Here is a 25,321-nt window from a genome sequence, read left to right as displayed (position 1 = left end):
GCCGACCAGCTCCGGCCGTGGCGGGAAGAGGTGATCTGGTGAGGGGCGACCTGGACGAGACGCTGGCCCGGCTGGCCCGACGTGAGGAGGCGTCGCGCCGTCGGGCCACCGACCGTGACGACACCACCGCACCGTCGAGCCCGCCCGGCCTCGACAGCGAGACCCGCAACACCCGGTCGGGCCGGCACGACCCGCGGCACGCCGGGGTGGAGGCGCCGGGCGACGTGGCGGGATGGGGGCCGGTCGAGGAGGTGGCCGAGGCGGTCCGCCAGGTCGTCGGCGCCTACCCCGGGCTGGCGGTGACCGTGCAGGTGGAACACGCCGGGCGGACGTACCCGATGCGGGTCTCCTGGGACGGGTCCGCCGTCACCGTCGGGCCGGTGCCCCCGCCGACCCCTGTGGAACCCCCGCCGGCCTGGCCGCTCTCCGGCCGCACGGTGCCCGCCTGGGGGCCCGGCCCGGACGGGTTGACTCCGGACCCGGCGGCCCGGTTGGCCGAGCTGATCCGACGCGACCCGACGCTCCTGGACGAGCTGGATCCGCGTCGCTGACCGGCGGGGCTGGCTGTCGGCGGCTACGGTCGGGCAGTGGCGCAACCCGACCTGACCCTGACGGCGAGCCTGCGGCCGGCGGCGCTGGACGCCCGACGGGGCATCGTGCGTCTGCACCCGGAGGCGCTTACCGCGTTGGGGCTGCGCCCCGGCGACCCGGTCCGCCTCGCCGGCCGCCGCGAGACGGCCGGGATCGCGGCGGCGGCCGGGCCGGGTGCGAGCAGCGCCCTGCTGTACGCCGACGACCTGACGTTGGGCAACCTGGGTCTGCGGGACGGCGGTCAGGTGCGGGTGAGTCCGGTGCCGTTGGTGCCGGCGAGCCGCGTCGTCCTGGCCGGGCCGGCGGGGGTCGTCGCGGCGGTCAGCCCGGAGATGCTGCGGCTCGCCCTGCTGGGCAAGGTGCTCACCGCCGGTGACGACGTGTCGCTGCTGCCGCAGGACGTGCTGCCGGACGCCTCGGTCCGCAGCCTGGTCGAGGCGGCGCGACGTAGCCTCGCCAACACCGTCGGTTTCGCCTGGACCAGCACCCTGCTCACAGTGGTCACTGTCGAGCCGGCGGCCGGCGCGCTGGTCACCATGGGCACGGTGATCGGTTGGGAGCACGGCGGGACCACCCACGGCGGGCCCGCCCCGGTCGGCACCGCGCCGGGTACGAGCGCCGACCCGGTTCGGGTCGAGGACGCGCCCGACGTGGACGAGCTGCCCGGGCTGCGGGCCCAGGCCGAGGAGCTGACCGAACTGCTGGACCTCGGCTTCCACCACCGGGAGGTGTTGGGCCGGCTCGGCACCACCATCTCGTTGGGAGTGTTGCTCGTCGGCCCGGCGGGTTCCGGGAAGTCGGCGCTGGTCCGGGCGGTGGCCGCCCGGGTCGGTGCCCGCGTTCACCCGCTCTGGGCGCCGGAGGTGGCCGCGCTGACCAGTCAGGCCGCCGCCGAGCGGTTGCGCGTCGCCGCGACGGCGGCCCGAGCCGGCGGGCCGGCGGTGCTGCTGGTCACCGACGTCGAGGCGCTCGCACCCGCGGACGATCCCGGCCCGGTGGCGACGGTGTTCCGTCAGGTGCTCGCGGAGAGCATCCGCGCCGGCGTCGCGGTGGTCTGCACCACCGGTCGGTCCGAGGCGGTCGACCCCGCACTGCGCGCGCCCGACCTGCTGTCGCTGCGGATCAGCGTCTCGCTTCCGGATCAGGCGTTGCGCCGCGAACAGCTCACCGTACTGACCCGGCAGGTGCCGTTGGCCGACGACGTCCGGCTGGACGACGTTGCCGCGCGTACCCCCGGGTTCGTCGCGGCGGACCTGGCCGCACTGGTCCGGGAGGCCGGGGTACGCGCGGCACTGCGACAGAAGTCCGCGGAGACACCGACGGTGTCGATGGCCGACTTCACCGCCGCGCGGGAGGTGGTCCGGCCCACCACGATGGCGTCGTCCACACTGGATCTGGCCTCGGTCACGCTGGACGACGTGGGCGGCCTGGACGAGGTCAAGCAGACGCTCACCGAGTCGGTGTTGTGGCCGCTGACCTACCCGGACACCTTCGCCCGGCTCGGCGTGCAGCCGCCGCGCGGCGTTCTGCTCTACGGGCCACCGGGCTGCGGCAAGACCTACCTGGTCACCGCGCTGGCCGGATCGGGGCGGGCCAACGTGCTGTCGGTCAAGGGCGCCGAACTGCTCTCCAAGTGGGTGGGTGAGAGCGAACGCGCGGTCCGTGAGCTGTTCCGTCGGGCCCGGGAGGCGTCCCCCACCCTGATCTTCCTGGACGAGGTGGACGCGCTGGCACCGGTACGCGGCCAGGCCACCGACGGTGGCACCACGGACCGGGTGGTCGCCGCCCTGCTCACCGAACTGGACGGGATCGAGACGCTGCGCAACGTGGTGGTGGTCGGCGCGACGAACCGGCCGGACCTGGTCGACCCGGCACTGCTGCGACCGGGCCGGTTGGAGCGGCTGGTCTACGTGCCACCGCCGGACGGGCCCGCCCGCGCGGAGATCCTGCGGGCCTCGTCCCGACAGGTGCCGTTGGCGCCGGACGTCGACCTGTCCGCCCTCGGCGACGAGCTGACCGGCTTCTCCGCCGCAGACTGCGCGGCGCTGGTCCGCGAGGCGGCGCTGGCCGCGATGCGGGAGTCGCTCGCCGCCGCCACGGTCACCGCCGAGCACGTGTCGACCGCACGGGCCCGGGTACGCCCGTCGCTGGACCCGGCCCAGGTCGCGGCCCTGGCCGCGTACGCCGCCAACCGGGAGTGATCAGACCAGCACAACCTTTTGTCGAGCGCGGGACGTTCCTAGTACGTCACATTCCTCAGTGGAGTCATCCACTGCGACGTCAGGTGGTGTTCCTTGCGTAAGCTGCTCTCCCTCCTCCTCGTCCCCCTCATGGCGGCGGCGACCCTGGTCTCGGTCGGCGCACCGGCGACGGCTCATCCGGCGAAGCCGTTCCCCGCCCGGATCGCGCTGCCGAACGGGTTCACCCCGGAAGGGTTGACGATCGGCCGGGGCACCACCGTCTACGTGGGTTCCGTCCTGGATGGTGCGGTGTGGCGAGGTGACTTACGCACCGGACGCGGCTCGGTGCTGATCCCCGGCACACCGGGCACCGCCAAGGCGGGCATCAAAATCGACACGCAGGGCCGGCTCTGGACCGCCGACTTCACCGGCGGCGGGGCCAGCGTGTACGACCCGCGCACCGGTGCCCGGCTGGCCCACTACCAGTTCACCACCGACCCCAACAGCCTGGTCAACGACCTGGTGATCACCAAGCGGGCGATCTACTTCACCGACTCCACCCGGCCGGAGCTGTACGTGGTGCCGCTGGGCCCGGGTGGTCGACTGCCGGCCCCGAACGCGTTCCGGGTGCTGCCGCTCACCGGTCCGGGCGCGACGCCGGACGCGTTCAACAACGGGATCGTGGCGCTGCCGAACGGTGATCTGCTGGTCGCGCAGATGCTGACCGGTCAACTGGTGCGCGTCGACCCGCGTACCGGCGGCAGCCGTCTCTTCGACCTGGGCGGCTACTCGGTGGACCGGGCCGACGGGCTGGTGCTGCGCGGACGCATGCTGCACGTGATCCGGAACCTGACAAACGTCGTCGCTGTGGTCCGGTTGAACGCCGGGTACACCGCCGGGGTGGTGCAGCGGGAGATCACCGGCCCGCAGCTGCGGTCGCCGGCCACCGGCGACCTGCTCGGCTCGGCGTTGTACGTGGTGAACGGCCGGTTCGACGTGGAGTCGACGCCGAGCACCGACTACGACATCGTCCGGCTACCGGCCTGACCCAGGCGGTCGGCGGCGGCCCCCACGGTCGCCGCCGGCCCCGACGGGCACCTCAGAAGGCGGGCGGCGTCGAATCGAGGCAGATCTCGGCGCGTACCTTGCCGTCGTCCTCGCGCAGCTTCGCGCCGCACTTGCGCAGGACCGATACCGCGCCGATGTTGTCCGGGGTCGTCTCGGCGACCACCGCCCGCATACCCGCCCGAGCTGCGGCGTTCAGCAGCTCCCGCAGGGCGGCCGCGCCGATCCCCTGCCCCCGTGCCGATCGGCCGAGCCACATTCCGGTCTCCACCGTGCGGGGCTCGTCGCAGCGCGTCATCCGCACCATGCCCATCACCTCGCCACCGACGAGGATGGCGTACATCTGCGAACCGGTCCGGCCGTGCAGCCCACCGAAGCTCGCCCGGTGGAACTCGCGGAACGCCTCGCGGCGGGCGAGCGACCAGCCGGCGGGCGCCTCGACCGGGGGCATGACATCACCCGGTTCCGCCTCCGCAGCCGCTACGGAGAGCAACGGCTCCAGGTTCCGCTCGTCCACCGGCTCCAGCCGGACCGCACCCGCCACGTGCCGCAGTCTGCCGCCCTCATCGGCCGAAGTCCACCCCATTGGCCATCCACTGGCGGTCCGGACAGCGGTACCGGCCGGTCGGGCGGCTCGGGTGTTCTGCATCACGCTCTGTTGTCACCCGACCGGGTGTCACCGGCCCAAAACGCCTACCCGAACTCGCAGAACACCACCGACGCGTCGTCGGTGGACTTGTGTCGGCGCAGTCGGTCGGGGTGGTCGCGCTCGGCGTCCCGCACCCGGTCGATCAACGCACCCGGACCGTCGGCGCCCAGCAGGTCCAGCAGACCGGCCCAGTCGGTCAGCGCGAACTGCTCCACCGCGCTGGACGCGCCGTCACTGAGCAACGCCGCCCGCCGGAGCGCCCCCGGCCCGTGCCGGGGCGCGGTCCCGGTCACCGCGTGGAAGGCCGCGTCCGGGTCGGAAGCCGCCACCCAGTAGCCGTGGGTGCGGTTCATCCGCTCCCGCTGGACGCTCACGGCGTGCCGGAACCGGGTGACCGGGTCCGCCGCGCCGCCCGGCACGATGGCCACCGTCTCCCGCAGCTCGGCCATCGCCGCGTCCAGCCGGTTGTCGGTGACCACGCTGACCTGCCCGCCGGCGTCGAGGACCAGTGGGCTGTCGCAGAGCACCAGGTAGTCCACCTGGTCGCCGCAGTCCCGCAGGAGGCAGACCGTGCTGGACGGGGTGCCCGGATGGTCGAGGTCGCACTGCCCGCCGTGGTCGGCGCGCACCGCGAGGATGGCCGCGGCCAGGTTGCTGGTCAGCCGGGCGGCCGGGCGTACCGCCTCGGCGACGCCGATACGGGCGGCCAGGTGCCGGACGTACCACTCGGGCCCGTGCACGCAGCCGGTGTCGAAGCCGTCCGGCACCGTCGCGCCGTCCAGGACACCGACCAACGGGCCGAACCGGAAGACCAGATCCTCGTTGACCGGCCGGCCCGGGGCCGGCGCGGACGCGGAGCGTACCCGCATCACGGGCGTTCCCCCGTCGGATTGCTGCCCGTCATAGCCTGCCTCCTCCGTCGCCTCCGGCGAGGCGCGCTCCCCGCGTACCCCTTGGGTTCGGCTACATTCCTGCCCCGGACGGTGGCGGTCAGCGGCGGCGGTTGCGGGCGCGCGACGAGCGCAACCGGCGGAGTCGGCTGATCAGCACGGGGTCGGCGGCGAGTGCGGCCGGATTGTCCAGCAGACCGTTGAGCAACTGGTAGTACCGGGTCGACGAGATCCCGAAAGTGTCCCGGACGGCCTGCTCCTTGGCGCCGGCGTGCCGCCACCACTGCTGCTCGAAGGCGAGGATGGCCCGCTCCCGCTCGGTCAGCCCCGGCGCGGGATCAGCGGGCTGCGTCGACTCGTCCGCCGGCGACGCCGAGTCGTCGGTCTCGATGGGCGGCGCCGGTCGGGGATTCGGGACTGTCGGCCCGGCGGCACCCGCGCCCTCACCCGGACGAGCGTCGATGGACGGCTCGGGGGCGGCCGGGGTGGTGTCGGCGGACATGTCGCTCAGCCTAGCCAGCGGCGACCAGGGACGCAGCAAGCGGCGCGGCCGGTCCGCACCGCCGGGAACCCCGACGGCCGGGCCGGCCGCGCCGCGTCACTCCGGTCGGGTCAGGTGATGTCGCGGCGACGCATCGCCCAAAGCGCCGCCCCGAGGATCACCACCACCCCGACCGAGAGCAGGACGGAGGACTGCTGCCAGCTGATGTCCATCGTGGCCGGCTTGCACTCCCCGCTGAAGGTCGCGTTGCAGGAGTTCCAGTCCTGCAACGTGACAGTCTTCGTCATCCAGGCCAGCGCGTACGTGGGCAGCAGCCATGCCTCGGCGAACCGCACGCCGGCCATGGACAGCAGGATGCCCAGGCCGAACTGGCCGACCACCATCACCGCCACCACGCCACCGAGGGCCATCGCGGTGTGCCGACCGAGCGAGGCGAGGGCGAAGCCGATTGTGGTGAGCACCAACACCAGCACCACGCCGCGTACACCGGTCAGCATGAACGACTGCCAGACCCCCGAGGTCATCTTCTCGGTGCTGCCCCGGAAGTTGGCGACCGCCCAGAACCCGGCAAACCACAGCACCGCGGCCGGAAGCGTCACCGCCAGGATGCCGGTGAGCAGCGCGGCCAGCTTGGTGAGCAGTACGGTGAGCCGCTTCGGCCGCCAGAGCAGCAGGTTCATCATGCCGCCGGTGCTCCACTCGGCGCCGACGAAGGACGCGCCGATGACGAACCCGACCAGGGCGAGGATCGCCGCGAACGGGATCAGGGTCTCGTCGAACGTCTCCTTGAAGTTGAACGTCGAGGGCAGGAACCACTGTGCCTCGATCTGGTCCCGCGACGGCGGCGTGATCATCGAGCAGTCGTCGGGGTAGCGATCATTGTTCGCCGTGCCGGCGGTCTTGGCCTGCTCGCACTCGGCGCGCGCCTGCTCGCTCCAGCGCACCTGCTCCTGGTACTGCTGGTCGGCCTTACGCTCGGCCTTGGCGTACTGGCCGGCGTCGATCTTCTGGTTGGTGAAGAACACCCCCACCACCACCGCGGCCAGCACCAGCAGGCCGAGCAGTGTCATGTAGCGGGTGAAGCGCCGCTTGCTGAGCCGGCGCAGCTCGGTACGAAAGAGGCTCACGCGCCCCACCCTCCTCCGGCGGGACCGGGCTGACCCGTCCCGCCGACCTTCATGGACTCGTCGACCTGCCGGTGCTGACCGGGTACCGGCGCGGTGGCGGTCAGTTCGAGGAAGACGCTCTCCAGATCGACGGCGATCGGCGCCAGCTCACTGACGTAGAGGTTCTTCTCGGCGAGCAGCCGGGTCACCGACGCCGGCTTGTCGACACCGGCCAGCATCAGGTGGTCCGGGTGACCGGTGACCCGGATCCCCGCCTGGGTGAGCGTCTCGGTTGCCACCGGCAGGTCGCTGACCGCCTCCAGGCGAATCCGGACCGCACCGGACGAGTGCTGCGCGAGCACCTCGTCGACCGGGCCGAACGCGACCCGCCGGCCCAGCGAGATGATGGTGACCGAGTCGCAGATCAGTTGGATCTCACCGAGGATGTGGCTGGACAGCACCACAGTCATTCCGGACTCGGCGAGCGTCCGCATCAGCGTGCGCATCTCCCGGATGCCGCCCGGGTCGAGGCCGTTGGCCGGCTCGTCGAGGATGAGCAGCTTCGGGTTCTTCAGCAGGGCCGAGGCCACGGCGAGCCGCTGCTTCATGCCCAACGAGTACGTCTTGACCCGCTCGCCGGACCGGTCGCGGAGCCCGACGAGTTCCAGCACCTCGTCGACCCGGACGGCCGGCACCTCGCCCGCCCCCGCGAGCAGGGACAGCGTGTCCCGTGCCGTGAAGTGCGGGAAGAACTGCGGGCTCTCCACGATCGCACCGACCTGGCCGGCGACCGTGGGCAGTGCGTCGGGGACCTCGTGCCCGAGCAGCGCCATCCGGCCGCCGTCGGGTCGGATCAGGCCGAGCAGGGTACGCAGCGTGGTGGTCTTGCCGGACCCGTTGGGACCCAGGAAGCCGTGCACCTGCCCCGCGTTGACCTGCATGTCGAAGCCGTCGAGCGCGTTGCGGGTGCCGCGTCGACGACTCTTGTACGTCTTACGTAGACCTTCGATCTCCAGGACAGCTGGCAAGCTGCACCTCCCCCGATGGGTGGGCGTGACAGCCGACACCATACGCGGTATGCAGGAGCATGCAATACGCGGTATGCACCGACGCGCCGAACAGGCTAGTTCATCGACGGAGCGTGACCGTTCAGGCGCAGATGACCTGTACGCCGGCAGCGCGGAACGCGTCCACCACCTCCGGCGCGGCACCGGAGTCGGTCACCAGCGTCTCCACCCGCTCGACCGGGCAGATCCGGGCGAAGGCGTGACCCCCCAGCTTGGACGAGTCCGCGATGATCACCACGCGCTTGGCGCGGGCCACCATCAGGTTGTTCATCGCCGCCTCCCCCTCGTGGTGGGCGGCGGCGCCGAGCTGTGGGTCGATCGCGTCCACACCGAGCAGGGCGACGTCCAGGGTGACCTCGCGCAGCAGCGCCCCGCCCAGCGGGCCGACCAGCTCGAACGACTTCGGGCGCACCACTCCGCCGGCCACCACGACCTTCATCCGGGATCGGACCAGCAGCTCGTTGGCGATGTTCAGCGCGTTCGTCACCACTGTGAGCTGCGCGCCCTCGGCACTGGTGTTCAGATCCGGTCGCACGGCGAGCGCCCTCGCCACCTCGGTGCTGGTGGTGCCGCCGTTCAGGCCGACCACTGTGCCCGGCGTGACGAGCGCCGCGGCGGCCGCCCCGATCCGCTGTTTCTCGGCCGAGTGCTTGGCCGTCTTGTAGCGCAGTGGCAGGTCGTACGACACACCGTTGGCGACCGCGCCGCCCCGGGTCCTCGTGATCATCTGCTGCTGGGCGAGCTGGTCGAAGTCACGCCGGATGGTGGCCTGGGAGACGTCCAGCCGCTCGGCCGCCGCCTCGACGCTGACCCGGCCGTTGTCGGTCAGCATTTCGAGCAGGGCGTTCCATCTGGCGTACCGGTCCACTGCGGGGGCCCTCCCAGCAACTGCACGGACGGTGATTGATTGCGTGCACACTAGTGCGCGAAACTAGGCTTGCGCAAAAGACTGACCTGCGCGATCGGATGGTCGGTTGCCATGGTCACCCGCGTTCGCGCAGAATAACGCGCGAAATGCGGGTCTAACGAGCCGTATTGCGCACCGATCGGCCTGCGAGGAGTTCCCATGGCGCACGTGGACGCGGAGATCGCGAGCCAACCCGACTGCTGGCGGGAGGCGGCCAGGCTGGCCGAGGTCGTACGCGGTGATCTGCCGCGCCCCGGTGAGCGGGTCGCCGTCGTCGGTTGCGGCACATCGTGGTTCATGGCGATGGCGTACGCGGCCCGCCGCGAGCAGGCCGGCCAGGGTGAGACCGACGCGTTTCAGGCGTCCGAGTTCCCCGCCGGCCGCCGCTACGACCGGCTGATCGCGATCACCCGTTCCGGCACCACCACCGAGGTGCTGGAGCTGCTCGCCGCGCTACGCGGACGGACACCCACCACCGTCATCGTCGGTGACCCCGCGTCCCCGGCGGTCGACCTGGCCGCCGCCACCGTGGCCCTGCCCTTCGCCGACGAACGGTCGGTGGTGCAGACCCGCTTCGCAACCACCGCGTTGGCAGTGCTCCGGGCCCAACTCGGCGACCCGGTGACCGCGCTCGCCGCCGACGCCGAGGTGGCGGTGCGATCACCGCTGCCGATCGACCCGGCCACCATCGAACAGGTCACCTTCCTTGGCCGGGGGTGGACGATCGGGCTGGCTCAGGAAGCGGCGCTGAAGTGCCGCGAGGCGGCCACCTTCTGGGCCGAGGCGTACCCGGCGATGGACTACCGGCACGGCCCCATCTCGGTCGCCGCTCCGGGCCGGCTGGTCTGGGCGTTCGGTGAGCTGCCCGACGGGCTGCCGGAGGATGTGGCCGCCACCGGCGCGGCCTTCGTGCACAGCCGCACGCACGGCTGGCGCACGGTGCTGGGCAGCTGGTCCGCCGGCCGGACCCCGGTCGACCCGATGGCCGACCTGATCCTGGCCCAACGTTTCGCGGTCGCCCTGGCCACCAGCCGGGGCCTGGACCCGGACGCGCCCCGACACCTGACCCGGTCCGTGGTGCTTGCATGAGCGACCGCGTGGTCGTTGCGCTGGACGTCGGCGGCACCGGCATGAAGTGCGCCCTGGTCCGACCGGACGGCGTCGTGGTACGCAGCGAGCGGCACCCCACCGACGCTGCCCGCGGCCCAGCCGCCGTGGTCGGCACCATCCTGGAGGTGGCAGGCGGGCTGGCCGACAAGGCCCGCGCCGACGGGCTCGCCCCGATCGCGGTCGGCATCGCCGTGCCCGGGGTGGTGGACGAGGCGCGCGGCGTCGCGGTCTGGTCGGCGAACGTAGGCTTCCGGGACGTACCCCTGCGGGACCTGACGGTGAAGCGGCTCGGCCTGCCGACGGCGCTCGGCCACGACGTGCGTGTCGGTGGTCTCGCCGAGGCCCGGCTCGGCGCCGGACGCGGCACCGGGCACGTGCTGTTCGTGGCCATCGGCACCGGCATCGCCGCCGCTCACGTCGTGGACGGCAAGGCCGCCGTGGGAGCCCACGGCGCCGCCGGGGAGATCGGCCACATCCTGGTCCGGCCCGACGGTCCGCGCTGCGGCTGCGGCCGCCCCGGCTGCCTGGAGGCGGTCGCGTCGGCCGCCGCGATCGGCCGCCGCTACGCCGAACTCGGCGGGAAGACCACAGACGCGCCGGTGACGGCGGCCGAGGTGGCCGAGCGGGCCGCGGCAGGCGAACCGCTCGCCGGCCAGGTCTGGCAGGAGGCGGTCGAGGCGCTCGCCGATGGCCTCGCCAGCGGGCAGGCGCTGTTCGACGTGGCGACGATCGTGCTCGGCGGTGGCCTCGCGCAGGCCGGGGACCGGCTGTTGACCCCGCTGCGGGCGGCGCTGCACGAACGAATGACCTTCCACCGGGAGCCGCAGCTGGTCGCGGCAGCCCTCGGCGACGAGGCCGGTTGCCTCGGTGCCGCTCTGCTCGCCCTGGACGCCGTGGGTGTCCGTGACCATCAGGAGAAGCGATGACCGTACGGGTGAACGGCCGAGTGGTGACCCCGACCGGAGTCGTCCGACAGGGCTGCGTCGAGTGGGACGGTGATCGGATCACAGCGGTGGCCGAGTATCCGTCGGTGCGCGACGGGCACTGGATCGTGCCCGGCTTCGTCGACATGCACACGCACGGCGGTGGCGGGCACACCTTCACCACCGGTGACGCCGACGAGGCTCGCGCGGCGGCCGACTTCCACCTCTCGCACGGCACCACCACACTGCTGGCCAGCCTCGTCAGCGCACCCTTTCCGCTGATGCGTAAGGCCACCGAGGCGTTCGCCCCGCTTGTCGACGAGGGAGTGTTGGCGGGGGTCCACTTCGAGGGGCCGTACCTGTCGGCCGCCCGCTGCGGCGCGCAGAACCCGGAGTTCCTGCGCGACCCGTCGACCGACGAGCTGACCGAGCTGATCGAGCTGGGCCGGGGCGCGATCCGGATGGTCACCCTCGCCCCGGAGCGCGACGGCGCGCTGGAGGCGATCAAGCTGCTCACCGCGCAGCGGGTGGTGGCGGCGGTGGGCCACACCGACGCCACGTACGAGCAGACCCGCGCCGCGGTCGCCGCCGGCGCCAGTGTCGGCACCCACCTGTTCAACGGGATGCGACCGGTGCATCACCGCGAGCCGGGGCCGGTGGTGGCCCTGCTCGACGCGCCCACAGTCATCTGCGAGCTGGTCGCCGACGGTGTGCACCTGCACGACGGCATGCTGACCTTCGTCACGGCGACCGCCGGTCCGGACCGCGCCGCGCTGATCACCGACGCGATGGCCGCCGCCGGAATGCCCGACGGCGAGTACGAGCTGGGCGGCCAGGCCGTCACCGTCGCCGACGGGGTGGCCCGGCTCGCCCGCGACGGCGCGATCGCCGGCAGCACCCTGACCATGGACGCGGCGCTGCGGCATGCCGTGAACGCCGGAATCCCGATCGCCGACGCCGCGCGGATGGTGGCCACCACCCCGGCGCGGGCCATCGGTCTGGGTGACCGGGTCGGGTCCCTCCAGGTGGGCCTCCGCGCCGACCTGGTGGTGCTCGACGACGACCTCAACGTGGTGCGGGTGCTGCGCGGAGGCTCCTGGGTGGAGTAACGGGGGCGCCCCGGTCGCCGCTCGCATCCGCCGGGTCGTCTCGGCCGGCCCGATGTGTACGCCGCAGGAGCAGGCGGAGGCCCCGACTCAGCCGACGGCGGGGACCTCGACGCCGAGGACGGCCTGCTCGTCGGGGCGGTGCACCAGCACGTCGGACAGGTACGACTGGACCGCGTGGCGCATCCCGACGTCCCGGCCGGCCTGCTCGGAGAGCAACCACTTGTGCTCGATGATCTGGGCGAACAGCTCCTGCGGCTCCAGCTTGCGGCGCAGGTGCGCGGGGACGGCCCGGACCACCGGCTCGAAGACCTCGGTGAGCCAGCGGTGGGCGGCCTGCTGCTCGTCGATCAGGTCGCTCTCCGCGCGGTAGGCGTCCAGGTCGTTGAGCAGCTTGCGTGCCTGGTTCTCCTCGGCGTCCAAACCGGTCAGCCGCAGCAGCCGCCGGGTGTGGTAGCCGGCGTCGACGACCTTCGGCCGGACCAGGAAACGCCCGTCGTCGATGGACGACATGGCCACCTCGGCGACGTCGAAGCCCAGCTCGTTGAGGCGGCGGATCCGGCCCTCGATGTCGTGTCGGGCCTCCCGCTCGACCGCCTGCTCGTAGGTGATCTCGTGCCAGAGCCGCTCGTAGCGCTGCACGACCTCCTCGCAGACCACCTCCGGGTCGATGGACTCGTGCAGCAGGCCGGCGGCCTGCAGGTCCAACGCCTCACCGAAGATGTTCACCCGGGCGATCTCCAGGTCCTCGCCGCGCTGACCGTTGGAGAGCGTGTTGTGCAGGGCACCCGTCTCCGCGTCCACCAGGTAGGCGGCGAAGGCGCCCGCGTCCCGCCGGAACAGCGTGTTCGACAGTGAACAGTCGCCCCAGAAGAAGCCGGTCAGGTGCATCCGCACGATCAGGGCGGCGAGCGCGTCGAGCAGCCGGCTCATCGTCTCCGGCCGGAGGGTGTGCGAGAAGAGCGCCCGGTACGGCAGCGAGAACTGCAGGTGCCGCGTGATCAGCACCGATTCGAGGGGTTCCCCGTCCGCGGTCTGCCGGTCGGCGACGACCGCCACCGCCTCGACCGAGGGGAAGTCGATCCGCTCCAGGGCCCGGAGCAGGTCGTACTCCCGCTCGGCGATCCGCTCGCGGGTCTCCTTGAACGCGTACACGTACTCGCCCAACCGGACGAACCGGACGATGTGCCGGGAGATGCCCTGCGGCAGCGCGACCAGGTGTTGGGCAGGCCACTCCTCCAGCGGTGTCGACCAGGGCAGGTCGAGCAGCGCCGGGTCCACGAGGGCAGACGTGATCCGCACGGGCACAAGCATGACTGGTCGCCCCCGCATCCGCCCCTGATCGTGGTTCGGCCCACAGCGCCGCACACCCCGGCCTCGCGCCGGGCCGGTAGCGTGGTCGCGTGCTCAAACCCACAGCGGTACGACGTGACCTGCGGCTACGGCCCGTCCGCCCGGCCGGCTGGTGGTTCGACGCGCTCCTGCTTGTCGGTCTGGTCGGGTTGACGGTGGCGCTCGCCGCCGACCAGCTCTTCGGAGTGGACCGGGCGGTCGCCGACTGGGCCGACGGGCACCGGCCGGCCGCCGCGTACTGGGTCGCCCGGGTGCTGAACTTCCTCGGCCAGGGCACTCCGCTGACGTTGATCGCCGCCGGGCTGGGCGTGCTGCTGGCCGTCCGGCTGCGGTCGGTGCGGCCGATCCTGCCTCCGGTGGTCGCGTTCGCGCTGACCAACCTGACGATCGGCCCACTCAAGATCTGGACCGCACGGGCGGCGCCGAGCGCCAGCGTCAAGGAGCCGTTCCTGACGCCCGAGCAGACCCTGCCGCTGTTCCACGACGACCTGCCGGTGCGGTTCGCCCAGTCCTACCCGTCGGGGCACGTCGCCAACGCGATCGTCTGGTACGGGGTCATCGCGCTGCTGCTCGCCCCGCTGGCCCGCAGCTTCGGCCGCCAACTGCCGGCCCGGCTCGTCACAGTGATCCGCGTCGTGCCGCCGCTGGTCGTCCTCACCACCACCACCTACCTCGGCTGGCACTGGCTGACCGACTCGGTGGCCGGGCTGCTGCTGGGCCTGCTCCTGGACCGGCTGCTGCACCGGGCACCCTGGGACGGCGTGCCGCTCCCCGGCCGGCTACGCGCGTGGGATCGGCCGTTCACCTCGTACCCCTAGGGTTCTATTTCGTGGATCAACTGGCGCGGCGGCTGGGCGTACCCGATGCGGTTGTCATCGGGTTGGGCTCGATGCTCGGCGCGGGCGTCTTCGTGGTCTTCGGCCCGGCCGTGGCGGCGGCCGGCGGCGCCGGCCTGCTGCCCGCGCTGGTGCTGGCCGGCTTCGTCGCCTTCTGCAACGCGACCAGCTCGGCGCGGCTGGCGGCCCGTTACCCGGAGTCCGGCGGCACCTACGTGTACGGCCGGGAGCGTCTCGGGCCGTTCGCCGGGTTCCTGGCCGGTTGGGGCTTCGTGGTCGGCAAGACGGCGAGTTGCGCGGCGATGGCGTTGACCGTCGGGGCGTACCTCTGGCCGGGTCAGGCCCGGTTGGTCGCCGCCGGCGCGGTGCTCGCGGTGACCGCGGTCAACCTGCGCGGCATCGCCAAGACCGCGGCCGTGACCAGGGCGTTGGTCGCGCTGGTGCTTGCGGTGCTGGTCCTCGTCACTGTCGTCGGTGTGGTCGGCGGGCCGGTGCACCTGGACCGGCTCACCGAGGCCGACGGTTCGGCGCGGGGCGTGCTCGCCGCCGCCGGGTTGCTGTTCTTCGCCTTCGCCGGGTACGCCCGGATCGCCACGCTCGGCGAGGAGGTACGCGACCCGCAGCGGACCATTCCACGCGCGGTGCCGCTGGCGCTCGGGGTGGTGCTCGTGATCTACCTGGTGCTGGCCGTGGTCGCGCTCGGCGTGCTCGGCGCCGACCGGCTCGCCGGTTCCGCCGCGCCACTGGTCGACGTGGTGACCGCCGCCGGGCTGCCCGGCCTGGCGTGGGTGGTCCGCGCCGGTGCCACCATCGCGGTCGTCGGGGTGCTGCTGTCCCTGGTCGCCGGGGTCGGGCGGACCACCCTCGCCATGGCCCGCCGCCGTGACCTGCCCGGCGCGCTGGCCGCCGTGCACCCGGTGCGCCAGGTGCCGCACCGCGCCGAGCTGGCGGTCGCAGTCGTGGTGATCGTGGTGGTGCTGCTCGGCGACGTACGCGCCGCGATCGGCTTCTCCAGCTGCACGGTGCTCGTCTACTACGCGATCACCAACGCGGCGGCACTCACACTGGGCCGGGACCCGGACCGGCGGTTGCCGGTCCGGGTGCTCGCCGGCCTCGGGCTCTTCGGTTGTCTGTTGCTGGCGGTCAACCTGCCGCTGGGCAGCGTCCTCGCCGGCTTCGGTGTGCTCGCCGTGGGTGCCGCCTCCTACGCTCTGCGGGCCCGCCGCTGACCCCGCCAGACGGCCGGAGTCAGCGGCTCAACCGCTGGTAGCGGCGCACGGCCAGCGGGGCGAACGTCGCGATCAGCAACACCGGCCACAGCACCGCCAACAGCATCGCGTGCTCCGCCGGCCAGGAGTCACCACCGAGGCCCGGGTTGCCGAACAGTTCGCGGATCGCCGCGACGGTGGCCGACAGCGGATTCCACTCCGAGATCGTCCCGATGACCGGCGGCATCAGCTCGGGCGACACGAAGACATTGGAGATCGCGCTCAACGGGAACGCCGCCGGAAAGACGATCACACCGACCGTGTCCGGGTTGCGGACCAGCAACGCCAGGTAGATCCCGACCCAGGTGATCGCGATTCGCAGCAGCAGGAGGAGGCCGACGGCGAGCAACGCCTTGCCGACACCCTGTCGCCACTGCCACCCGACGAGCAGGCCACACACCAGGAGGGTGGACATCTCCAGCAGAGCGCGCAGCAGGTCGGCGGCGCTGCGACCGGTCATCAGGGCGGACCGCGCCATCGGCATCGACCGGAACCGGTCGACCACGCCCCGGCTGAGATCCAGCGCCACGCCCGTCGCGGTCGCCCCCAGCCCGTACAGCATCGTCATCACGAACACCCCGGGCAGCAGGAACTCGCGGTAGCTGCCACCACCGGCCACCTGCATGCCGCTGCCGAACACGTACCCGAAGACCAGGACGAACATGATCGGCAGCGAGAAGTAGAGGATCAACTCCTCCGGCGCGCGGATCACGTGGGTCATGTTCCGCCTGGTCATCGTCCAGCCATCGGCGATCACAGTGGTCATGCCACGTCCGCCTTTCGTCCGGCGGCCACCGGCTCGCGGACCTCGTCCGGCCGGTGCCCGGTCAGGTGCAGAAACGCCTCGTCCAACGTCGCGCGCCGCAGGCCGATGTCCTCGACAGCGATCCCGGCGTCGTCCAGTGCGCGGACCACGTCGACCAGGCCGGCGACGCGATCGACCACCGGCACGCTGAGCCGTCGGACCTCCGGATCCAGTTCGGGCTCCGCGCCGCAGATCCGCGCGACGAGGCGGGCGGCGCGGCCCAGCTCGGCCGCGTCGCGTACCACCACCTCGACCCGGTCACCACCGGTCATCGACTTCAGCTGGTCCGGCGAGCCCTCGGCCACCACCCGACCGGCGTCGATCACCGAGATCCGGTCGGCGAGCTGATCGGCCTCCTCCAGGTACTGCGTGGTGAGCAGCACAGTGGTCCCGTCCGCCACGAGACCACGAACCAGATCCCACACCTGGTTGCGACTGCGCGGATCCAGGCCGGTCGTCGGCTCGTCCAGAAAGAGCACGCGCGGCGTACGGATCAGGCTGGCGGCGAGATCCAGTCGACGGCGCATCCCACCCGAGTACTCACCGGCGGACCGGCCCGCCGCCTCGTCGAGCCCGAACCGTTCCAGCAGTTCGCCGGCGCGTCGACGGGCCTCCCGTCGGCCGAGCCGGAACAGCCGGCCGAACAGCTCCAGGTTCTGCCGGCCGCTGAGGATCTCGTCGACCGCCGCGTACTGCCCGGTCAGCCCGATCCGGGCGCGCACCTCGTCCGGCCGACGCAGCACGTCGTACCCGGCCACGGTGGCCCTTCCGGTGTCGAAGCGCAGCAGCGTGGTGAGGATCCGCACGGCCGTCGTCTTGCCCGCGCCGTTCGGTCCCAGCAGTCCGTGGACCGTGCCGGGCGGCACGGTCAGGTCGAACGTGTCGAGCGCGCGGGTCGGGCCGTACCGCTTGCCCAGACCCTCGGCGACCACCTCGAATGTCGTCATGCCCCCACGGTGCGGTGGGGCGCTGACGGATCACGCACCGTCCGCTGACGGCCGCGCACCGGCCTCCTCCGCCCCGGTGATCTCCTTCAGGGCGAGGATGATCTCCGCGCGGGCGGCGTCGCCGACGTACCAGCCGGTGAGGCCGCCGACCAACGCTTCCTCGCAGAATCGTCTGGCGGCCGCCAGGTCCCCACGCACGCGGGCCACCTGGGCGAGGCCGAGCCGGGCGCTGGCCACGAACTCGGGCGCGCCGCTGCGCTGCGCGAGCAGCAGCGCACCGGCGAAGTCGTCGTGCGCCGCCGCGAGGTCACCGGCGCGCAGCCTTATCTCGCCCCGGGTACGCAGCATGTCGGCCTGGTCGACGGCCGACCCGAGCGCCTCGACCAATCCCATGGCCTCATCCATGTGGGCGCCCGCCATCTCCGGATCGCCCTGCCAGGCGGCCAGTTCACCGAGCGCACCGAGCGTGATCATGGTGCCCCACCGGTCCCCGGTGCTCCGGAAGCCGTCGAGCGCGGTGGCCAACGCGGTCCTGGCCCGGTCCCACTGGCCACTCCACATCAGCGCCGAGCCGCTGCCCATCGCGCCGAGCGCGTTGATCCACGCGTCCGGGCCGACGAGCCGTCGCAGCTCCGCCATCAGCTCGTCGACATTCTCGGCGCCGCCGGACGGCGGTCCGGTCGAGATCCCCGACAGGTACAGCAGGAACGGCTGTCGGGGCGGCCGGTCGAGACTACGGATCACGGACCGCTGCGTTCCGAGGGACGGGAGAGGGCCGGAGCCGGCGAGCGAGGCGTTGTAGACGCACAGGGCGAACTCCTCGTTCAGCCCCGGAGGCGCCTCGGTACCGAGCAGTTCGAGGACGTCGGTGGCCAGCCGCGCCCCTTCCCCGCGCATGCCGCGCAACCACCAGTAGAACGACAGGGCCGCGACCATCCCGGCCGCGTCGGACGCGTCACCGGCGGCCGTGGCGCGACGCAACGCCGCGTGCAGGTTGTCCCGTTCCGCGTCGAGCCGGCGCAGCCAGTGCAGTTGTTCCGCGCACCGGAGGTGGTCACTCGCCGTCCAGGCGAACTCCAGGAAGTACGCGGTATGGGCACGACGTAGCTGGTCGGCCTCGCCGGCCTCGGCGAGGCGCTCGGCGCAGAAGGCCCGCACCGTTTCGAGCATCCGGTATCGGCCGCCGGTCATCTCCACGAAGGACTTGTCGACCAGACCGGTGAGCGCGTCGACAAACTCGGAGGTGGGCAGGCCGCAGACCCGCCCAGCCGCCTCCAGCGTGGCCCCACCGGCGAAGACGGTCAGCCGGCGGGCCACTTCCCGTTCGGCGTCGTCGAGCAGATCCCAACTCCACCCGACCACCGCCCGGAGGGTGCGGTGCCGCGGCGACACGGCCCGGCTGCCCGTCGACAGCAACCGGAACCGATCGTCGAGACGGGCGGCCACCTCGGCGACGGACAGCGCCCGCAGCCGCGCGGCCGCCAACTCGATCGCCAGCGGCAGACCGTCCAGGCTGCGGCAGATCCGCAGCACCATCTCGACGTTGGCCGGCGTGACGGTGAAGTCGGGCGCGACGTCGACGGCCCGCTGGGCGAAGAGGCCGACAGCCGCGTAGTCGTCGGCGTCCAGCGCGGACGCGCCGAGCGGCGGCAGGGTGAGCCCGGACAGCGGGCACAGCGCCTCACCGGCCAGCCCGAGCGGCTCCCGACTCGTGGCCAGGACGCGCAACGCCGGGCACGCGCTCAGCAACCGGGCGGCCAGCCGGGCCGCGTCGACGAGGACGTGCTCACAGTTGTCGAGCACCAGCAGCAGTCGCCGCTCGGCGAGCGCCTCGACCAGCCGATCGATGGTCTGCCGGCCCGGCTCGGCCGGGGCGCGCAGGCCCGCATCGCGCAGGCCGAGCGCGCTCAGCACCGCCTGCGGTACGTCCGACCCGTCGGCCAGCCCCGCCAGCTCGACGAGACGGACCTCCCCGTCGACCCGGCCGGCAGCCTCGATCGCCAGGCGCGTCTTGCCGGCGCCCCCGGGGCCGGTGAGGGTGACGAGCCGGCGCTCGCCAAGCAACTCGCCGACGCGCTTGAGTTCCTCCTCCCGCCCGACGAACGTGGTGAGCTGACTCGGCAGCGCGGGTTCGGCCGACAGGCGTTCCTCACCACGCAGCACCGCCAGGTGCACCGCGGCCAGCTCCGCCGATGGGTCGACGCCAAGCTGCTCGGCCAACGTGTGCCGGGCGTCCTCGAACTCGGCCAGCGCCTCCGCCGACCGACCCAGAGCGGTCAGGGCGCGCATGAGCTGGCCCCGCAAGCGCTCCCGCAACGGATGCGCGACGACCAACTCCCGTAGCTCCGCGATCAGCGCGCCGGGTGCGCCCAACGCCAGGTCCGCCTCGATCCGATCCTCGGTGGCGGCCAGCCGCAGCTCGTCCAGCCGGGCCGCCTGGGCGGGCGCGCCGGCTGCGCCGACGGCATCGGCCAGAGCGGGACCACGCCACAACTCCAGTGCCTCGCGCAACACGGCCGCCGCCCGGGACCAGTCGCCGTCGGCGAGCGCGCGGCGTCCCGCCTCGGCGAGCCGTTCGAACCGGTACGCGTCGACGTCGCCGGGATCCACGGCCAGGCGGTAACCGGCCGGGTGGAACTCGACCGGGTCGTGCTCGGCGCTCAGAGCCTGGCGCAGGCGCGACACCTGGGACTGGAGCGCGTTGGCCGCGCCCCGGGGCGGATGCTCCCCGTACAGGCCGTCGATCAGGCGCTCGGCGGAGACCACCCGACCCGCGTCGAGCAGGAGGAGCACCAGCAGAGTGCGCAGCCGCGGACCGCCCACGGGGACCTCTCGCCCGTCGGCCAGCACCACCTGGGTCGGCCCCAGGATGCGGAAACGCATGCCATGGATTGTCGCTCAGTGCCGGGCGGTTCCTACCGCCCGATCCGCCAGCCTTGCGTTCGGGAGGGTCAGCCGCTGAGCGCGCGGCGAAGATCCTTCATCAACAGCAACAGGTGCATGGGGTCGGTGGGGCTCGCCTCGAACTTAGCCAGCCGCTGGTAGAAGTCGCGGGCAGCTTCTGTCTCACAGTGAATGAGCACCGCGCGTACGCCAATGACCTCGGAGGCGGCGGCTATCCGCCGTAGTGCGTCGACTACCAAGGCTCGACCCAGCCCGACGCCTTGGGCACCGCGGTCGACCCCCAGCCGAGTCAGGATCACCACCGGTTGGTGGTAGCGGCCGGCCCCCTGCTGCAGGCGAGGCGAGGCATCGGCGGGGGCGACGCTACCGGCAGCCAGAGCGTAGTAGCCGGCCACTCGCTGATCTGGATGGTCGTTGTCCCGCACCACGTACACCCGGGACAAGCCCGCCCGGTGCGCTTGCAGGGCATGCTCGATCAGCCATACCGACTGTGCGCGGGAGCCGCAGTCGAACCCGGTGACCGCGAACTCGGCCGACAGCGGCTCGACCGCCGAGAAGCGGGAACTCACCGGGGCGCACCATCAGTCGGCAGGTCGAGCACTGTCGGACCGGTCAACAGTTCCCGCAGCCCGGCGACGTCCTGCGCCGGGCCCTGCAACGCCTCATCGAAGACCTGCCAGGCGTCCTCGTCCAGCAGGAACGCCCGCCGGTCGGCGAGCACATCCGCAGCGGCTTCGGTCGCCGCCTTCAACACGAACGTCGACACGCTGTCCCCGGCCGCTTGACTGGCCGCCTCCAGCAGCGCCTTCTGCTGCTCGTCTACCCGCAGGTGCAGTCGCTCCGCCTTGGCACTCACGACCCCAAGTGTACGCACAAAGTACGCCACCACAAGTCGATGCTGTTTATCAGAGGATCCGCACCGGCCGCACCGACCGCGCCAGACGGCGTTAGCTCCCCTCGCCGGTCCCGTCATGCCGGCGGGTCAGCTCGAATTCGTCCGCCGGGCCGCCGTTGGTCGTCGAGGGCGCGTTCCCGGCGGGGGGAACGGGATGTGTCGCGCCGACCCCGGAGTCCGTCTGCCCCGGCACCGGAGGAGACGCCGCCACTGGGGTGTGCACCCCGCCGTGGACCGGCCCGGTCGGCCGAGGGTCCGACCCCGGGTGGGCGGGCGGGGCGCACTGCCGCGTCAGCCAGTCCAACCCGCGCCGTCGGGCGACCACTGTCAGCCGGTCACCGGCGAAGATCACCTGCCGGGGATCCAGGTCCTTCCACCAGATCGTCTTGGCACCGCCCGCCGGAGTACGGGCGATCAGCCGGACCTGCCCGTCCCGGTTGACCACGTCAAGCGGTCGGCCGTCCAGCTCGCAGCCGGGGGCTACCGGCACCTCGGCGACCGGCAGCGCGTGCCGGTCGACCGGAATGGTGCTGATCACGGCGCGTTCGGTGAGCGCCCCGATGAAGGCCGGGGCGGCCAGGTAGGAGACTGACCGGGACACCCCGAGCGCGAAGGTCTCCTCCACCCGCTCGGCGAAGTCACCGTCGAAGAGCCGAAGCACCACACGCAGGTCGGCACGGAGGTCGCGGGCGGCGAGCGCAGCCTCCAGGTTGGCCACGTCGTCTGTGGACGCCACCACCAGCGCCTGACAGTCGGCCACCGAGGCGGCGGCCAGCGTCTCGGGCAACGCGGCGTCGCCGACGATCAGCGGCACCTCCAGTTGGCGGGCCAGGGCTGCGCCGCGCGGCTCCGCGGCCTTGTCGATGGCCACCACCTCGACGCCGTACTCGCGCAGTTGCGCCATCACCCGCGTGCCGACGTTGCCCAGGCCGATCACCACCACGTGCCCGACCCGTGGGGGTTGCAACCGGCCGGTGTGCAGAGCCAGCCGGGCGTTGACGATGCCGTCCACCACGACTGCGGTGATCAGCGGAATCAGCGCCAAGCCGGCCAGGTTGAGCACCACCTGCATGATCTGCGCGTCGGCCGCCTTGTTGGTGTCCGGGTCGGCGCCGCTGAGGGTCGTGACCAGCGTCAGGTACAGCGCCTCCAGCGGAGAGACATCCTCCGCACGGGAGATCAGCGCCCCCAGCACCGCAATCAGCGCGAGCACCACCATCACCGCGATGCCGATCTTGCGGGTGGCGAAACCGCGTACCGCTCCCATCACCACCGCGACCGGGCGACGCCGCCGACGCGCCCGGACCAGCCGGCGGGCGGCGACCTCGGTGCCCGGTGGTTGACCTGTCGCCTCGGCGAGTACCAGGTCGGCGCCGGCCTGGTCGGCCGGCAGCAACTCCACCCCCTGCGCCTCGGTGAGGTGCGCCAACGCGCAGACCACGTCCTGCGGTCGGACGTCAGCCCGCCGTGCCACCCGCAGTGTCTTGTCCCGATGTTGGAAGGAACTGGGGTCGACCTCGTTGAGCGCGGCGGCCACGAAGGCCGGCGCGGCCATCTCGGCGTCGGAGAGCACCTCGACCGGAGCCTTGAGCAGCTTGCGTACGCCGTCGGCGAGGGTGCCGTTGAACATCCGCAGCACCTGGCGGACCCGGTGGTCGACGGCCTGGGCGCAGAGCGCGGCGTGCAGGTTGCCGACGTCGTCCTGGTGCAGCAGGGCCAGTCCGGTCGCTCCGGCCAGCCCGGCAGCCTCGAAGGTGGCCACGTCCAGCCGGTCCGAGCGGACCACCCGGACCCCGCGCAGCCCGGCCACGTCCGGCCCGTTGCTGCGATAACGCTCCGGCACCACGACTGTCACCCGGGCCCCGCCCGCCGGCAGCTCGGATTCGAGCGTCGCCCGAGCCACGTAGTAGGCGAGCGCGTCCTTCCCGCAGATCACGTAGTGCGGGCGTGGGTCACCGACGGACCGCAGCCGCCAGTTCCACTCGACCGCCCGTCGCGCCCGGTCCCGCCACGGCTCCGCCATGCCCGGATCGTAATCAGCACGGCCCTGGTGGGCGACCCCGTCCGGATCATCCTGCGACCAGGCATGCGCGCCACGGCGACGGGTAGAGCAGCGACATGCAGACATTCCTCCCGTACCCGGGCTTTCTGGCCAGCGCCCGCACGCTGGACCAGAAGCGGCTGGGCAAGCAGCGGGTGGAGGCCATCCAGGTGCTGCGTGGGCTCACCCGACCCGGGTACGGCTGGCGCAACCACCCGGCCGTGAAGATGTGGGCCGGGTACGAGGAGGCGCTGGTCCGCTACGGGCTGGACATGTGCGCGGTCTGGACCGAACCGGGGCGGGCCGACACCTGCGCCGCCACGATGACCGTCGACCTCGCCGCCGCCTGCGGGGACGGCGTCGTGCGGACCCAGGACGAGCTGGCCCGAGCCGGTGAGCTGCCACCGTGGCTGGGCCGCGACGACCTGCACCTGAGTCACCGCTCGTCGCTGCTGCGGAAGGACCCGGCGCACTACCGCCCGCTGTTCGGCGACGACGTGCCGGAGGATCTGGAGTACGTCTGGCCCGCCTCGGACCGCCCCCGCCGTTGCTTGCCGGCCGACTGAGCGAAGGTGCGGCAGACTGGGCTCCATGGCGCTGTCGCAACTGGTAGGTCGGCTGCTCGGCGTACGGCAGCACCAGGTGGACCCGGGCGGTGGTGGCGCCGACCTCGTGCCGCGACCGACCACGGCGCTGGTGGTGGGTGGCGGCATCGCCGGCATGTCGGCGGCGGTGGTGCTGGCCGAACGGGGTGTGGCGGTCACGGTGCTGGAGGCGGCGCCGACGCTGGGCGGTCGACTGGGCGCCTGGCCGGAGGCGCTCGCCGACGGCAGCCAGCGCAACGAGCACGGCTTCCACGCGTTCTTCCGGCAGTACTACAACTGGCGGTCGATCCTCCGCCGGGTTGACCCTGGCCTGGGCTTCCTCAAGCCCATTCCGGGCTACCCGATTCTGAGCGGTCAGTGGCCGACCGAGGAGTTCGGCAAGTTGCCGCCCGCGCCACCGGCGAACCTGCTCGCGTTGCTGTTGCGCAGCCCCAGCCTGCGCCTGGCCGACCTGCGACGCATGGATCGGGACGCCGCGCTGCCGCTGCTCAGCTACGACCCGGTGCGCACCTACGCCGACCTGGACGACGCCACCGCCGACGAGCTGCTGGCGTCGCTGCGACTGCCGGACCGGGCGCGGGCGATGCTGTTCGAAGTCTTCTCGCACTCGTTCTTCAACCACGAGGCGGAGATGTCGGCCGCCGAGATGGTCGCCCAGTTCCACTTCTACCTGCTCGGCAACCCGGAAGGCTTGGCCTTCGACTGCCCCGACGAGGACTACGCCACGGCGATCTGGGAGCCGCTGACCCGGCACGTGGAGAAGCACGGCGGTCGGGTCCTCACCAACTGCGCCGCGACCGGGGTGCACCGCGACGCCGACGGCTGGCGGGTGACGACCACCGACGGCGGCAGCCATCCGGCCGGTCACGTGGTGCTCGCCGTCGACCCGCCGGCGCTCGCCGCGCTGGTCGCGGCCTCACCGGACCTGGCCGAGCAGGCACCCGAACTGGCGGCACGGATGCCGGCCTTCGGCAACCCAGGCCCGCCGTACGCGGTGGCGCGGTACTGGTGTGCCGGGGATGTGGCCGCCGAGCGGGCGGTGTTCAGCGGCGTGTCCCGCCAGCCCACTCTGGACTCGGTGACGCTCTATCACCGGCTGGAGAACGAGCCGCGTCGCTGGGCGCAGCAGACCGGCGGGTCGGTCATCGAGTTGCACGCGTACGCCTGCGAGCCCGGCGTGCCGGCCGAGGAGCTGGCCGAGCGGATGCGCCGCGAGCTGGTCGCGCTCTGGCCGGAGGCCGGCGACCTGCGGGTCCGGGAGCTGCGGGCCCGGGTGGAGGCGCAGGCGCCGGCGTTCACGCCGGGCAGCCACGCCTGGCGACCGGGGGTACGCACCGACGCGGACGGCCTCTACCTGGCCGGCGACGGCATCGCCACGGACTTCCCGAGCGCGTTGATGGAACGCTCGGCCGCGACCGGGATCATCGCCGCGAACCACATCCTGCGCGCCGAGGGTGGCGCGGCCGAGCCGGTGCGCTCGATCCGACCGCGCGGCCTGCTGGCCGGGAGGCGCTGACCCCGTTTGGAGGACCTGGCGCGGGGGTGCGGGTGCGTTGTTCCCGCACCCCCGC

23 protein-coding genes are annotated in these 25,321 nt (G+C 72.6%); 10 read left to right on the top strand and 13 right to left on the bottom strand.

Annotated features, from left to right (window positions below; translation table 11 throughout):
* Positions 1-38: 38 nt before the first annotated feature.
* The 3 genes from IW248_RS27540 to IW248_RS27530 all read left to right on the top strand — a co-directional run bounded on the left by IW248_RS27540 (position 39) and on the right by IW248_RS27530 (position 3,818).
* Entirely contained in the window at positions 39-551 is a 513-nt protein-coding gene (locus tag IW248_RS27540; RefSeq protein WP_196929270.1) for a hypothetical protein, read from the top strand.
* A gap of 36 nt (positions 552-587) precedes the next feature.
* Complete coding sequence (locus IW248_RS27535) at positions 588-2,792, top strand: AAA family ATPase (RefSeq protein ID WP_196929269.1); 2,205 nt, start codon at positions 588-590, stop codon at positions 2,790-2,792.
* Positions 2,793-2,885: 93 nt separating this feature from the next.
* The gene (locus tag IW248_RS27530; protein ID WP_196929268.1) at positions 2,886-3,818 is read left to right on the top strand and encodes an NHL repeat-containing protein; all 933 of its coding nucleotides are present in this window, start codon (positions 2,886-2,888) and stop codon (positions 3,816-3,818) included.
* A 52-nt stretch (positions 3,819-3,870) separates the two neighbouring features.
* Here the strand turns inward: IW248_RS27530 and IW248_RS27525 are convergent, their stop codons facing one another.
* From IW248_RS27525 to IW248_RS27500, 6 genes are all read right to left on the bottom strand, one after another.
* Entirely contained in the window at positions 3,871-4,380 is a 510-nt protein-coding gene (locus tag IW248_RS27525; RefSeq protein WP_196929267.1) for a GNAT family N-acetyltransferase, read from the bottom strand.
* Positions 4,381-4,529: 149 nt separating this feature from the next.
* Complete coding sequence (locus tag IW248_RS27520) at positions 4,530-5,354, bottom strand: hypothetical protein (RefSeq protein ID WP_196929266.1); 825 nt, start codon at positions 5,352-5,354, stop codon at positions 4,530-4,532.
* A 121-nt stretch (positions 5,355-5,475) separates the two neighbouring features.
* Entirely contained in the window at positions 5,476-5,877 is a 402-nt protein-coding gene (locus IW248_RS27515) for a DUF3263 domain-containing protein (RefSeq protein ID WP_196929265.1), read from the bottom strand.
* Between the two features lie 110 nt (positions 5,878-5,987).
* Positions 5,988-7,004, bottom strand: a complete 1,017-nt coding sequence (locus tag IW248_RS27510; protein WP_124816274.1) for an ABC transporter permease subunit — start codon at positions 7,002-7,004, stop codon at positions 5,988-5,990.
* A complete protein-coding gene (locus IW248_RS27505; RefSeq protein ID WP_269155096.1) occupies positions 7,001-8,011 on the bottom strand; it encodes an ABC transporter ATP-binding protein in 1,011 nt (336 codons plus the stop codon). The genes IW248_RS27510 and IW248_RS27505 overlap by 4 nt, the downstream gene beginning before the upstream one ends.
* Positions 8,012-8,132: 121 nt before the next feature.
* Positions 8,133-8,918, bottom strand: coding sequence for a DeoR/GlpR family DNA-binding transcription regulator (locus IW248_RS27500; RefSeq protein ID WP_091403015.1), 786 nt, complete (start codon positions 8,916-8,918; stop codon positions 8,133-8,135).
* Between the two features lie 198 nt (positions 8,919-9,116).
* On the opposite strand from IW248_RS27500, the gene IW248_RS27495 reads away from it, so the two are divergent.
* From IW248_RS27495 to nagA, 3 genes are read left to right on the top strand one after another with little or no spacing between them, the layout of a single operon-like run.
* Entirely contained in the window at positions 9,117-10,046 is a 930-nt protein-coding gene (locus IW248_RS27495) for an SIS domain-containing protein (protein ID WP_124816278.1), read from the top strand.
* The gene (locus IW248_RS27490) at positions 10,043-10,993 is read left to right on the top strand and encodes an ROK family protein (protein WP_196929264.1); all 951 of its coding nucleotides are present in this window, start codon (positions 10,043-10,045) and stop codon (positions 10,991-10,993) included. The genes IW248_RS27495 and IW248_RS27490 overlap by 4 nt, the downstream gene beginning before the upstream one ends.
* The gene (gene nagA, locus IW248_RS27485; protein ID WP_196929263.1) at positions 10,990-12,099 is read left to right on the top strand and encodes an N-acetylglucosamine-6-phosphate deacetylase; all 1,110 of its coding nucleotides are present in this window, start codon (positions 10,990-10,992) and stop codon (positions 12,097-12,099) included. Before IW248_RS27490 ends, nagA begins: the two co-directional genes overlap by 4 nt.
* Positions 12,100-12,186: 87 nt before the next feature.
* Here nagA and IW248_RS27480 read toward each other — a convergent pair whose 3' ends face one another.
* Complete coding sequence (locus tag IW248_RS27480) at positions 12,187-13,410, bottom strand: DUF4032 domain-containing protein (protein ID WP_196929262.1); 1,224 nt, start codon at positions 13,408-13,410, stop codon at positions 12,187-12,189.
* 119 nt (positions 13,411-13,529) lie between these two features.
* On the opposite strand from IW248_RS27480, the gene IW248_RS27475 reads away from it, so the two are divergent.
* Both IW248_RS27475 and IW248_RS27470 read left to right on the top strand, forming a co-directional pair.
* On the top strand, positions 13,530-14,267 hold the full coding sequence (locus IW248_RS27475; RefSeq protein WP_196930387.1) for a phosphatase PAP2 family protein: 738 nt from the start codon (positions 13,530-13,532) through the stop codon (positions 14,265-14,267).
* A gap of 11 nt (positions 14,268-14,278) precedes the next feature.
* Positions 14,279-15,514, top strand: a complete 1,236-nt coding sequence (locus tag IW248_RS27470; protein ID WP_196929261.1) for an APC family permease — start codon at positions 14,279-14,281, stop codon at positions 15,512-15,514.
* A gap of 19 nt (positions 15,515-15,533) precedes the next feature.
* Here the strand turns inward: IW248_RS27470 and IW248_RS27465 are convergent, their stop codons facing one another.
* The 6 genes from IW248_RS27465 to IW248_RS27440 form a co-directional block, all read right to left on the bottom strand.
* The gene (locus IW248_RS27465) at positions 15,534-16,319 is read right to left on the bottom strand and encodes an ABC transporter permease (RefSeq protein ID WP_112582898.1); all 786 of its coding nucleotides are present in this window, start codon (positions 16,317-16,319) and stop codon (positions 15,534-15,536) included.
* Entirely contained in the window at positions 16,316-17,305 is a 990-nt protein-coding gene (locus IW248_RS27460) for an ATP-binding cassette domain-containing protein (RefSeq protein WP_196929260.1), read from the bottom strand. The genes IW248_RS27465 and IW248_RS27460 overlap by 4 nt, the downstream gene beginning before the upstream one ends.
* Positions 17,306-17,335: 30 nt before the next feature.
* Positions 17,336-20,188, bottom strand: a complete 2,853-nt coding sequence (locus IW248_RS27455) for an AfsR/SARP family transcriptional regulator (protein ID WP_196929259.1) — start codon at positions 20,186-20,188, stop codon at positions 17,336-17,338.
* Positions 20,189-20,256: 68 nt separating this feature from the next.
* The gene (locus tag IW248_RS27450; RefSeq protein ID WP_196929258.1) at positions 20,257-20,778 is read right to left on the bottom strand and encodes a GNAT family N-acetyltransferase; all 522 of its coding nucleotides are present in this window, start codon (positions 20,776-20,778) and stop codon (positions 20,257-20,259) included.
* A complete protein-coding gene (locus IW248_RS33290) occupies positions 20,775-21,065 on the bottom strand; it encodes a type II toxin-antitoxin system TacA family antitoxin (RefSeq protein WP_210817687.1) in 291 nt (96 codons plus the stop codon). The genes IW248_RS27450 and IW248_RS33290 overlap by 4 nt, the downstream gene beginning before the upstream one ends.
* A gap of 91 nt (positions 21,066-21,156) precedes the next feature.
* Complete coding sequence (locus IW248_RS27440) at positions 21,157-23,127, bottom strand: potassium channel family protein (RefSeq protein ID WP_231396458.1); 1,971 nt, start codon at positions 23,125-23,127, stop codon at positions 21,157-21,159.
* A 95-nt stretch (positions 23,128-23,222) separates the two neighbouring features.
* Here IW248_RS27440 and IW248_RS27435 point away from each other — a divergent pair, with 95 nt between their 5' ends.
* Together IW248_RS27435 and IW248_RS27430 are read left to right on the top strand one after the other, a co-directional pair.
* The gene (locus IW248_RS27435) at positions 23,223-23,711 is read left to right on the top strand and encodes an MSMEG_6728 family protein (protein WP_196929256.1); all 489 of its coding nucleotides are present in this window, start codon (positions 23,223-23,225) and stop codon (positions 23,709-23,711) included.
* A 25-nt stretch (positions 23,712-23,736) separates the two neighbouring features.
* A complete protein-coding gene (locus IW248_RS27430) occupies positions 23,737-25,266 on the top strand; it encodes an FAD-dependent oxidoreductase (RefSeq protein WP_196929255.1) in 1,530 nt (509 codons plus the stop codon).
* The last annotated feature ends 55 nt before the right edge of the window (positions 25,267-25,321 follow it).

Source organism: Micromonospora ureilytica (assembly GCF_015751765.1).
Classification (GTDB): Bacteria; Actinomycetota; Actinomycetes; order Mycobacteriales; family Micromonosporaceae; genus Micromonospora; species Micromonospora ureilytica.
Note: the sequence above shows the minus strand (reverse complement) of the source record. Positions and strands in the feature narration are given on the sequence as shown.